10 protein-coding genes, 1 pseudogene and 1 riboswitch are annotated in these 12,080 nt (G+C 37.1%); of the genes and pseudogenes, 6 read left to right on the top strand and 5 right to left on the bottom strand.

Features of this window, described 5'->3' with window-relative positions; translation table 11 throughout:
- Positions 1–2: 2 nt before the first annotated feature.
- The 3 genes from FCS21_RS01525 to rsgA form a co-directional block, all read right to left on the bottom strand.
- Entirely contained in the window at positions 3–404 is a 402-nt protein-coding gene (locus tag FCS21_RS01525; protein ID WP_138620218.1) for a BlaI/MecI/CopY family transcriptional regulator, read from the bottom strand.
- A 252-nt stretch (positions 405–656) separates the two neighbouring features.
- Complete coding sequence (asd, locus tag FCS21_RS01520) at positions 657–1,586, bottom strand: archaetidylserine decarboxylase (protein WP_503328475.1); 930 nt, start codon at positions 1,584–1,586, stop codon at positions 657–659.
- A 10-nt stretch (positions 1,587–1,596) separates the two neighbouring features.
- Positions 1,597–2,655 (bottom strand): small ribosomal subunit biogenesis GTPase RsgA, encoded by a 1,059-nt coding sequence (rsgA, locus tag FCS21_RS01515; RefSeq protein WP_138620217.1) that lies wholly within the window; start codon positions 2,653–2,655, stop codon positions 1,597–1,599.
- Positions 2,656–2,783: 128 nt separating this feature from the next.
- Between rsgA and orn the strand changes: the two genes are divergently transcribed.
- The 4 genes and pseudogenes from orn (at position 2,784) to FCS21_RS01495 (ending at position 6,627) form a co-directional block, all read left to right on the top strand.
- Positions 2,784–3,329 (top strand): oligoribonuclease, encoded by a 546-nt coding sequence (orn, locus tag FCS21_RS01510; RefSeq protein ID WP_138620216.1) that lies wholly within the window; start codon positions 2,784–2,786, stop codon positions 3,327–3,329.
- A 166-nt stretch (positions 3,330–3,495) separates the two neighbouring features.
- On the top strand, positions 3,496–3,759 hold the full coding sequence (locus FCS21_RS01505) for a hypothetical protein (protein WP_138620215.1): 264 nt from the start codon (positions 3,496–3,498) through the stop codon (positions 3,757–3,759).
- A 102-nt stretch (positions 3,760–3,861) separates the two neighbouring features.
- Positions 3,862–4,416, top strand: a pseudogene (locus FCS21_RS01500) (DUF885 domain-containing protein); the annotation flags it as partial.
- A gap of 93 nt (positions 4,417–4,509) precedes the next feature.
- A riboswitch (cyclic di-GMP riboswitch) is annotated at positions 4,510–4,592 on the bottom strand.
- A 136-nt stretch (positions 4,593–4,728) separates the two neighbouring features.
- The gene (locus FCS21_RS01495; RefSeq protein WP_246046941.1) at positions 4,729–6,627 is read left to right on the top strand and encodes a tetratricopeptide repeat protein; all 1,899 of its coding nucleotides are present in this window, start codon (positions 4,729–4,731) and stop codon (positions 6,625–6,627) included.
- Between the two features lie 38 nt (positions 6,628–6,665).
- Here FCS21_RS01495 and rraA read toward each other — a convergent pair whose 3' ends face one another.
- A complete protein-coding gene (rraA, locus tag FCS21_RS01490) occupies positions 6,666–7,151 on the bottom strand; it encodes a ribonuclease E activity regulator RraA (RefSeq protein ID WP_138620213.1) in 486 nt (161 codons plus the stop codon).
- Positions 7,152–7,332: 181 nt separating this feature from the next.
- On the opposite strand from rraA, the gene FCS21_RS01485 reads away from it, so the two are divergent.
- The gene (locus FCS21_RS01485; protein ID WP_138620212.1) at positions 7,333–9,354 is read left to right on the top strand and encodes a putative bifunctional diguanylate cyclase/phosphodiesterase; all 2,022 of its coding nucleotides are present in this window, start codon (positions 7,333–7,335) and stop codon (positions 9,352–9,354) included.
- A gap of 313 nt (positions 9,355–9,667) precedes the next feature.
- Complete coding sequence (locus tag FCS21_RS01480; protein ID WP_138620211.1) at positions 9,668–11,527, top strand: methyl-accepting chemotaxis protein; 1,860 nt, start codon at positions 9,668–9,670, stop codon at positions 11,525–11,527.
- A 159-nt stretch (positions 11,528–11,686) separates the two neighbouring features.
- Here the strand turns inward: FCS21_RS01480 and FCS21_RS01475 are convergent, their stop codons facing one another.
- The gene (locus FCS21_RS01475; RefSeq protein ID WP_138620210.1) at positions 11,687–12,061 is read right to left on the bottom strand and encodes a gamma-butyrobetaine hydroxylase-like domain-containing protein; all 375 of its coding nucleotides are present in this window, start codon (positions 12,059–12,061) and stop codon (positions 11,687–11,689) included.
- Between the last annotated feature and the right edge of the window lie 19 nt (positions 12,062–12,080).

The raw sequence follows: 12,080 nt of genomic DNA, 5'->3' as shown, positions 1-12,080 counted from the left end.
AGTTAGTGTTGAGTTGTGCTATTTTTTTTTTCTAATGAGTTGAGCAACTGGCGAATATCATTAATTTCTTGAGCGCTAGTTGAATCATCGATAGCACGCATAACTAATTTTGAGGTAGAACCACCAAACGCTTTGGTTATTAAGTCTTTGATAAGAGATGACTGTGTTTGTGTTTGACTATTTGCGGTAGCATAAATATGAGCGCGATTACTTTCATCACGGATCACCAGTGATTTTTCATGCATAATTTGCAGTATTTTTAATACCGTTGTGTAGCCTGTTTTTTGGGTAAGACTAACCACATCATGAATTTCTCTGACGGTTGCAGGTCCCATTTTCCAGAGAATATTAAGTAACAATAACTCGGCCTCTGTCGGCTTTACTGCAGGTTTTCCTTTTGTCATTTACCTATCCTCTATTTGGGCGTTTTAGTTATACAGCTGTTTAGTACTATAGCTAAACGTTAACTAGCTATAGCATTAATTTTATCAGTTAATAGCAGGCTAAGGAGCCCGACTAAGGAGCATTACCGATAAAATAAACCGATAAAATACGAATGCGATCGTATTTTATCTTAGCTTATAATGAGTACACTAAATGAGCAACAGTTTTATGGGCAACAGTTTATTCATCGTTCCCATGGCAACAAAAGCGGACTATCCTTCAGTTTTTTCTGCTGTTGTCGTTAGTGTTTTATCGAGTGTGGCGTAAAGCTCGCCCAGTCGAGTTACCGTACCTGGGCCTGCATTATCGGCAAAGTCACTAATCATATTAGGTGCAAAGGTACTTACAACCGTTGATCCCAGTTTAAAGCGACCCATTTCATCACCTTTTTCAAAGGTAATGGCGTCGGCGCCTTCTTCAGGGTACTTCCATCTAAAAATATCTTTGCCTGCCGGTGGCGTAATAGTACCGCCCCAAGTTGTTTCTATGCTGGCAACAATAGTGGCACCTACTAAGACCATGGCAAGCTTACCGGCTTTGGTGTCAAAAATAGCCACTACACGCTCATTGCGCGCAAAAAGATCAGGCACATTTCTGGCGGTAAGCGGGTTTACTGAAAAAAGTTCGCCAGGCACATAAACCATTTCACGTAAGGTTGCGGCTATGGGCATATGAATACGGTGATAATCTTTTGGTGCCAAATAGATACAGGAGAACTTACCGCCTTGGAAAGGAGCTGCAGCGACTTCATCGCCGCCCAGTAAAGAGGTTACGCTGTAGTTGAACCCTTTAGCTTGAATAAGTTGCCCATCAACGATATCACCTTGCTGACTGATTGCGCCATCAACGGGATAACACAGAGCATTTTCATCAGCATCAATAGGTCGAACGCCTTCTGCTAATTCACGAGTGAAAAAGTTATTGAAGGTATCAAAGTCGCTCGCGTTTTTAAGCTTAGCTTCATTCATATTGATGCCATAAGATTTAATAAATAGGCTAATAAGCTTAGTGGTTAACCAACCCATTTTGGCTGCGGCTAATTTACCCACGACACGAGAAATAGCATGTTTAGGCATAATGTATTGCAAAGCGATTTTAATGTTGTCGCTAAGATTATTCTGTGAGGAGCTTGGTGAGGACACTCGTTTTTCCTTAATTATTAAAGCGTGAGGTTAATTTGTTATCATTGAGGCTAGCTAGTATGCGTTGAAAGCTTGCTAAACGAGCAGGGTTTATTTGTTTATTTTCTCCTGCGGCGATTAACGCGCAGCCTGGATCCGTTTGATGTTTACAGTCTCTAAACTTACATAGACCAAGAAATTCAGAGAACTCGACAAAACCGTGGCAAACTTGCTCAGGGGTTAAATGCCATAAACCAAACTCACGAATACCAGGGGAATCAATTAAATCACCACCTTCTGTAAAGTGGTATAAACGTGCCACTGTGGTGGTATGTTGACCTAAACCTGAGTTTTCAGATACGTCGTTAGTGAGTATACCGACATCCGGCATAAGGGCATTAACTAAGGTCGATTTGCCAACACCTGATTGACCAACAAAAATACTGGTGTGTTGACTTAATTGCGCTTTTAGCTCGCTAATACCATCGCGAGATTGACTACTAGCGTAAAGTACTTGATAACCTATATCTTGATAAATTTTCAATTGTTTGCTGATATTAGCTTGTTCTTCTGTACTAATACTCGCTAATAAGTCAGTTTTATTGAGCACTATAACTGGAGTGATGCCTGTTTGCTCAGCAGCAACCAGGTAACGGTCAATAATATCACTATTAAAAACGGGTAATACTGACGAAACAATAAGAATTTGACTGATATTAGCGGCAATAGGCTTTAGACCATCATAGACATCGGGGCGGCTGAGTACAGAGTCGCGTTCATGTACGGCTTCTATTATCCCAGTGATACTATGTTGAGTTTCTCTACCAAGGCGCCACAGCACTTTATCGCCACAGACAAGTGAACCAATAGAGCGACGTAAGTTACAACGGTATATTTCACCTTGTTCGCTTTCGACATCAGCATGTTGACCAAACCGACTAATAATAACACCTTGCTCTGGTGCTCCTAAGTCATCATCGTCCCATTGTACTTTGTCTTTGCTTTTAGTGGTTTTACCTTGCAATCTATTATCATGATTAGCTTTGATGCGTCTTTGCTGACCCTTAGTCAGTTTCTTTACTTTAGACAAGAGACTTATTCATACAATTTAATTTGATCCAATTACTTTTATCCAACATTTGATTTGATCCGACTTGGTTGTGGCGTATTATACTAACAATTATATACCAATGTTTATGCATTTTTTAAGGATATTTTATGGCGGGTAATGACAGTAATTTAATTTGGCTTGATCTGGAAATGACAGGACTAGAACCTGCCGAGGATGTGATTTTAGAAATCGCTATAATTATCACCGATAGTCACTTAAATATCTTAGCACAAGGTCCTACTTTTGCTATAAATCAAAGTGATGAAGTGTTAGATAATATGAATGAATGGTGCATTGAGCATCATGGAAAATCTGGATTAACGCAGCGCTGTCGTGACAGTAAAGTAAGCCTAGCTGAAGCAACTGAACAAAGCTTAGCTTTTGTACAACAATGGGTACCGCAAGGTAAATCACCTATGTGTGGTAATAGTATTGGTCAAGACAGACGCTTTATTAATAAATATATGCCTGACTTTGAAGACTATTTTCATTACCGTAACTTAGATGTTAGCACGATTAAAGAGCTCGCAAGGCGTTGGAAGCCTGAAGTGTTAGATGCGGTTGTTAAAACCGGCGCTCACTTAGCGCTTGATGATATTAAAGAGTCAATTGCCGAGCTAAAAGTTTATAAGGAGTTGTTTTTTAAACTTTAAGTCTGTACCGATAAGGTGATATTTTACCGATAATTTGGCTTAAGTGGAGCGGGCTTTGTTGAAAAGTGAGCTTTTGCTCAAACGCTACCTTAACTTAATTGCTATTAAGTTAAGGTAGCCCAGCTCAACAGATATTACTTCTATGCCCCTATGTAGAGTCATTGCAATGAAAAAAATTACTGTCAATGAACAGTTAGCGACTATTATTGCTGCCCACGAAACCTTTTACTTGCAAGCGAGCCCGTTTAATCAACCAGGTGTTTTAACTAATAATGCTAAGCTTCCCGATTTATCAGTAGCGTTTTTACGCTCTCAACACCAACAACGCTTGACTATATATCACCAGTTACTCGCTCTAGATAATGCACAGTTAACGCAAGAAAATCAGATTAATCTCTCGGTGTTGCCATACAGCCTCAAAATGCGTTAGATAATTATACTAATAAAGAGCATTACATGCCGTTGACGGCAGAGTCGGGCTTTCATGTTTCGATAGCCAATATTGTTAGGCAAGAGGATATCAAGACTGTTAGCAGTGCCAGGTCATCATTTACAAATATCGTTAGCGAAAGAAATGACTGATGTCGCTAATTTTAGAAAGAGAACTTATATATCTGCTTTTGGTGAGGGCTGGGGGTTATATTCTGAATATTTAGGAATAGAAGCCGGCATGTATGAAAACCCATACCACAACTTTGGTCGTTTAACCTATGAGATGTGGCGCGCTTGTCGTTTGGTGGTTGATACAGGTATACACACTCAAGGATGGAGTAGGGAGCAAGCCATTAATTATTTAGCTAGTAATACCGCTCTGTCACTACATAATGTAACGACCGAAATAGACCGCTATATTTCTTGGCCGGGTCAAACGTTGTCATACAAGATTGGAGAGTTAACTATTAAGCGTTTACGTAATGAAGCTGAGCAAGCACTGGGTGAAAACTTTGACTTACGAGATTTTCATGATCAGTTACTTAAACATGGCTCAATGCCATTATCTATGCTCGACACCGTCATAACAGGTTATATTAATGAACAAAAAATTAATAATGCACGGAACGATCATGAAAAATCGCGACCGAGTTAAAGCATTTACAATAAATAAGGAGGGCGACGCAAAGAAAACGGAAGAAACAGATAGTGGACTATCGAATAAAGATAAGCCCCCACTATATCAACACTTGGTAGTTCCGCTATCATAGGTTTCCCCTTAGACCGGTAACTTTGCGTCTCTAACTTTCATTAGATTTGCCCTTATCAAGCGCTAAAGCTTAATTGCAGCAATTATAAGGTGAATTCGATAAATGTAAACATAAAAGAGTGACGATATTTATTTTTATCAGGTAAAAAGTATAAGCGGTTTGACCTGTTCTATTTTTCAATAATTAACGGTATCGATATGACCATAAAAAAGCACTGTCTGTTTATGTTATTTATAAGTAAAGTGCTGTTTTTTTCTTTACTTTTCATGGGAAGCGCTCTAGCACAGCCGCCGTCAGATCAAGCGGTATCAAGTAATCAAGTACAACAATTACTGTCGGCTAATAATGAAGTTATTGATACAGAAATAGTTATCTCGTTATCAGCAAAAATCATTAAAAATAAGCAGTATTATTCAAATGATATGCTCGCTAAAATATATTTACTCTTGGCTAGAGTGGCTAGTAACCAAGGCAATATCAACAACGTTTTTGAATATGTTCAACAGGGTATTTCAGCCAATAGTGTCGATAAAAAAGTACACTTAGCATTATTGTTAAAGCTAGCTGAGGTATATATGGCCAGAAAAGAATATGAATTGCTGTTAGAGGTAGCCCAAGTTGCAGTAAGTAAAAGTGAATTAACTCATAGTCTTAAATACCAGTTACTCTCATTAAGTTATCGCAGTGTTGCGTTTTCAATGTTAGGGCAACATCAACAGGCTTTTGCTGATTTACAAAAGGTAGAGCAAGGCATTAGTCAAAGTAAATTGACCGAACATACTGAATTGCTGACTATTTTAGCTTTGGCTTACCATCATTTAAGTGATTATCAAACGTCACTGACGATGGAATTAAAAATCTTAAAATTAAAGTTTGAAATGGATCAAACAGTAAATATTGATAAAACCTATTTATATTTAGGTTATGCCTATTTTTATTTACTGCGTTTTGATGATGCATATAATGCCTTTTGGCAAGCTAGAAAAGTGTCTGAAAACAATAATGCAGTAATTAATATTGCGCATGCCAATAAAGGTTTAGCATTGGTGTTAATCATACAGCAGCAGTTTGAGCAAGCACTTGAACCGTTAGCGCAAGCCATTGATACCTTTAACCAATATAATATGTTTACTGACCGCATAGAAAGCATGACCGCGTTAGTAAAAGTTAAGCTCGGTGTTAACAAAACAGCCGAAGGTTATGCACTATTAACTCAAGTTGTTGAACTGCTTGATGGTAAAGAAATGTCAGTAGACTATACTGGCTTTTATCGCATGGTTGCTGAGATGCACTTCGCCCAAAAAGATTATTTAGCGGCTTATCGCTGGCGAGAAAAGTACAGTCAAGTATTACTTAGCAAGCTTACTTATAAGCGCAAATACGCTAGTACCTTGCAGGGCTTAACTCACTTATCGGTGAAATCTCCCATTAAAGAAACCCCGGAAGAAACGTCTAGCAAAGCGGCTAAAAAACTTGCTATTAAGTTAGCACAAAGTAGTGCGTTATCGAGTAGTTTTGTTGAAAAATATCAAAAGCAACATGTCATTATCATCACTTTATCGACAGTGCTTTGTTTGTTACTCACGCTTTTAGTGGCTTTTTATCTCCGATTTAAAACACAACAATCGAATCAAACTTATCAAGATATTGAAAAAAAACGTTATGCTATAGATAGTCCATTACAAACAAAGTATTACTATCAGTTAGCTTTTAAAAAGGCGAGAAAGTTTAAATACCCGATAAGTATTGGGTATCTGGTCATCGATAACTGGCAGGCACTGGTCTTTCATTTTAATAAGAAAAATATTAATGAAGTCACTAAAGAAGTTGCCAGTATAATCAACGAACACATTACTGATTTTGATTATGCTGGTTTGTTTCATGAGGGGGAATATTTACTTGTTTTTGAACACGAAAGTAGAAAGAAAGTGAACGAAAAGCTAGTAAAAATTATACAAGCGTTAAATACCCGAGCCTTTGCTAATTTAGGTGGTTTTTCACTAACAATGAAATATTCATTAAATACTCCTGATTATACCGACATTGACCCTTTGCTATTTTTAGCAAGGGTTACAGACAGGAGTAATGTTAAATAATATCTGCGTATGTATTAATTACTACCTCGCGAGTCTATTTATTTGATATCCAAAGGTTCAGGTGACAAAATAATTCCGGTATTATCTGCATAAATGTAATCATCTGGAAGTAAGGTTACGCCAGCAAAGTTAATGGCAACATCGGTATCACCAATGCTTTGGTCACTTGCGCCAACTGGAATGGCGGCCAATGCCTGTATACCAATATCAAGCTCTTCTAACGCATCAACGTCACGCACACTACCGTAACAAACAATACCTTCCCAACCGTTATTAACAGCGTATTGTGCAATTTTTAGATTAATAAGCGCTCGTCGTGTTGAGCCACCGCCATCAATAACCAATACCTTGCCAGTACCGTCTATTCTTGCCATGTCATTAATTAAGCCTAAATTTTCAAAGCACTTTATTGTAACCACTTTACCTGCAAATGAGTTACGACCACCATAATTAAAAAAAATAGGGTCAATAACATCAATTAAGTCGGCATAAAAGTCACATAATTCAGAGGTGTTATATTGCATGCTAATACTCGTTTTATTAGAGGGAAATGAGTTGTATCGGTATATATTGTTATATTAAAGGGTATTATACCTATTTTATTAAGGTAAAGATCATGCTAACAATACCTATCCACTTAATAATATACTAATGCTCTCCTTTATTACCTTAGTATGACTTAATAACCATGATTAAATTTTGTTTATGTACGACTATATAACTCCTTTAAGCTTTTTGTTTTTAACGCAAGCGATTGTTTTTTTTGTGCTGCTGTATTTTTTTTATACCTATTATCGCGCTTTTCCTCGTAGATACGTAAAGTATTGGTTAGTCAGCATTGGGGCGTTATGTTGCAGTTATCTTATTAAGTCTGTTATACCTTATGCCAATAGTCACTTTCTAAGTTATTATTGGCATATATTAGCAGAGTTATCACTACAAATTTGTCAGTATATATTTCTCATATTTCTTGCTTTTGGCGTCGTTAAGGCACAAAGCACCAAAATACCGAAACAGATAATAACGGGCGCGATAGCGTTAGTTGTAGTCCTTAGTTTTATTACTACGGTATTTTTTACTCTTGAACTTAGCCAAGAGTTTAGCGACTTTTATTTAACCATAAGCCTACCCAGCCTTATATTTGGTTGCACCTTACTCTTATTAGCAGGCTTACTCTTGCTTACTAATAAAGACGACTTTTCAAATAGAATGTTAACGTTTTTTTCTGCCGTTTTTGGTGTGCGTTATTTGATCTATTCATTTGTTTCTATTGCGTCCTTAACTGAGCCTTGGTTTCGTCAATTAGAGTTATTTCTTTTATATTTTGATATTGCCGCACATAGTATTCTTGGTTTTACTTTATTGATTTATATACAAAGTTCAGAAAGGTTTGATGCGTTAAATGCCAGGAATAGAGCACAATACTTAGGTAAGCATGACTCATTAACAGGTGCACTTAATCGTGAACAAGTGATGGCTAAACTGTCAAAAAAAATAGGCAAACTAACGCAAGATAATAAAACTGAGCAGAGCCAAATAAAACTGGCAGTATTCTTAATCGACATAAAACAGTTTAAATTTATTAATGATACCTATGGCTTAAAAATAGGTGATTTTATCCTTGGAGAAATTGCTCGTCGTTTAAATCATAGCGTTTTTATACCACAAGCCGTAGGTCGGTTAAGTGGCGATTCTTTTATGTTTGTTATTGAGTTGGAACAACTATCTCATATAGATAGAGCGGTAAATCATATTCATGAACTTATTGAGCGTAGCTTTTGTCACAAACAACAGGAAGTGAAAATTCAGGGGAGTGTTGGCTATTGTCTATACCCAGATGATGCTGATAAGTCAGAAGATTTACTACAAAAAGCCAACCTTGCCTTACATCATGCAGAAACCAATAATATTGCTACCGTCGCTTTTGAAGAGGGCATGCAGGCACAGGGACGCCATTTAGTTTTAATGGAGAAGGAGTTACGGTTAGCCTTAAAAAATGATGAATTTATTCTTTATTATCAGCCACAATTAAATTTAATCACCAATAAGCTCGAAGGGGTAGAGGCGCTAGTGCGTTGGCAGCACCCTCAAAAAGGCATACTTCCCCCTAGTGAGTTCTTATCTGAGATAGAAGCATTGGGGATGCATAATGAATTTGATAATTATATTTTAACTAAAGCTTGTGAAGCAAGCGCTCGCTGGTTTACAGTATATCAACGTCGAGTCGCTATTGCTGTCAATATTACCGCAGTAGAGTTTCAAGATAAGCAACTAGTTGCTACCATCCAAATGTTATTACATAAGTATAATATTCCTTCTAAGTATCTTGAGTTAGAAATCACCGAAAATGTCGTTATGACTGATATTATCAGAGCGATGAATAGCATAGTTAAATTACAAAGTATGGGTGTTAAAGTCTCTATTGATGACTTTGGTACAGGATATTCTTCTTTAGCTTATTTACGTAATTTACCAATAGATAAAATAAAAATAGATCGCAGTTTTATTCAAGAAGTGGCTAGTAATGATTCGGATCTTACGATTGTAAAATCAATGATCGAGCTATCACATGGCTTAGGTAAAAGAGTATTGGCTGAAGGCGTTGAAACGGTTGAACAGTTAGATTTACTGAGAAACTTAGGATGTGATGCGGTCCAAGGTTACTTTATTAATAAGCCGTTACCCGAAGAAAAATTAGTGTGTTATCTTGAAAAGAGGTCGCGCTGATGTTGTTGGCTGAACGTTAGTTGTGAGTAATAATGAAAAAAAATTAATAAAAAACTGTTCGCTACCGATACAGTTCTATCATTAACACTGCAACACCATCTGCCTCCAATAGTCCCCGTTTAATAGGCTATAAATGGCCTAAAAATACGCTTGTGTTGTCGCTTACCTGAACAATATTGCTATATACGCTATAAATAGTTTATATAGCAATATTGTTATTGGTTTATTAGTTATAAGTACCGTTATAACTAATGTTATAAGTTCAGTTTAAATATTTTATACAATCTATCAAGTCCATTTTAAAGGTGTATCTATGCTCATCAAGCACAAATTAATCATTAATACCGCTATATTAGTAATAGCTATGAGCCTAATGCTCGTTATGCTCAATTATGAAAGTACAGCATTACAACAAGATATGTCTATAGCAAAAAAAATTGGTGATGTTAAGTCCTCAGTTTTAGAGTTGAGGCGCGAAGAAAAAGACTTTTTTGTCCGTAAAAACTTAACCCATTCTGATGCTTTTAATACCACTTTAAAGGCTACTCAGCAGCAAATTGATAGCCTATCAAAAGACTTTACTGCTATTGGCTTATCCATCCCTGAGCTGGCTAGTATGGAGGATATTCTTGCTCAATATCAAGCACAGTTTGCTAAAACAGTCACCTTGCAACAAACCATTGGTTTAAATCCTACTTCCGGTTTATACGGAGAACTACGGACAGCTGTTCATAATGTTGAGTCACTTATTGGTAATGGGAATTACCGCCTACTGAGTGAAATGTTACAGCTTAGACGTAATGAAAAAGATTTTATGTTACGTTTAGATGATAAATATGTAAATGCCCTTGATAATAATGTAAATAAATTATTGACTAGTGTTGAGTTAAGTAATTTCTCTTTTACTCAAAAACAAGAGGTGGTGAAGCTTATTAACGACTATCAGTCGGCTTTTACTCGCTTAGTCAATGCTCAAAAAACGCTTGGTTATCATGAAAAAATGGGCGTGATGAATGACATGCGTAATGTGGTTCATAACGTGGATAATGAATTACAAAAGTTATTGGTTAAAAGTGAACAAGCAGTAAAAGATCATGTTAGCTTTGTTAATACGGTCGCCTACAGCTTATTTATTCTTGTGCTATTGATCGCTTTAATGAGTGCTTGGTTAATTGGAAAGAGTATTTTAAATCGTATTAGTCATTTACAAAGCACCATGAGCCAAATTGCAGAAACCAATAATTTAACGACCGAAGTTGATATCAGTGGTAATGATGAGCTGTCTCAAATGGCCAAGGTTTTTAATTATATGTTAACTAATTTCCGTTCGCTTATTAATGAAGTTAATCACTCTGTGACGACACTCCATACCGCGACAGGCAGCTTAGCTGAAAGTATCTATAACGCTAATGAAGGGGTTGATATGCAAATGCAGCAAACTGATTTGGTGGCAACCGCTATTACTGAAATGGTGGCAACGGTAGATGAAATTGCCACTAATACCCAAGAAGCAGCATATAAAGCAGAACTAACCAACAGCAACGCTAGCAAAGGAAAAATGGGTGTTGATGAAACGATAAAGCAAATTGGTCAGTTATCAGAAAAATTATTAGATTCTGAAAATGTTGTTAAAGAATTAGAAAAAGAAAGTATCACTATTGCGTCGGTATTAGATGTTATTCGTGGTATTGCCGACCAAACGAACTTATTGGCATTAAATGCCGCCATTGAAGCGGCCAGAGCGGGAGAGCAAGGTAGAGGCTTTGCTGTTGTTGCTGATGAAGTAAGAACCCTAGCCAGTAGAACACAAGACTCTACCCAAGAAATTGAAACCATTATAGGCTTACTACAAAAGCGCACTCAAGAAATTGTAATATTGATGGCGCAGTGTCGTAATCAAGGTGAAGAAAGCGCCGAGCAGGCAAGCTCTGCAGGTGCTATGCTTGATGAAATAACACAAGATGTTGCACTCATAATGGATATGAACAGTGCTATTGCTACGGCAATTCAAGAGCAAAGCGCAGTCGCTTCAGAAGTTAATCAGCACGTTGTTATGATCAGAGATGTTACTGAAAAATCAGCTGAATCAGCGAAGCAAAATGAACAGATGAGTGAAGAGCTGTCACAACAAGCACAAGTACTAAGTACTGAAGTGAGTCGCTTCACTGTTTAAAAAGCATATTGTTAACGTGCTGATTCATAATTATCGATGGCGGTAATAATACTGATGAAAGAAAAATGCCCTCACTCCAAAAGAGTGAGGGCATTTTTTATCACGTTTGTTTAAAGGCACTAGTCACTAGTATTAATATCTACAGCGTCTCGAACAGCTTTACAGCTGTTTTATATCAATCATGGTATCACGACTATGACCACTGGTTTTTAACTCGTTAAGGTACTGCTGCCAGCGACTTTCCTGCTCTATTACTAGTGTTTTCAGATATTGAACGCTGTAAATAGCACTGTGACCATCATCGAAAATAAAGCGGTAACCATGCTTGGCGACATTTTCAATAGTCAGTAACGCTACCGATTTTTTATGACTAATAATGTGTTGACCAGTATTAGGCTTTTTAACTGAGCTAACTGGTGAGCTTATACGTAAATACTCAACACTAAGTTGTGCATTGGTTATATCAGCATCAGCAGAGAACTCAATGGTCAGAGTATGCAGGGCATTATCTATAATAAAACGGTTTATTTTCATATTAACAAACCTGTTACCT

The sequence above is a fragment of the Colwellia ponticola genome (assembly GCF_005885605.1).
Classification (GTDB): Bacteria; Pseudomonadota; Gammaproteobacteria; order Enterobacterales; family Alteromonadaceae; genus Colwellia; species Colwellia ponticola.
Note: the sequence above shows the minus strand (reverse complement) of the source record. Positions and strands in the feature narration are given on the sequence as shown.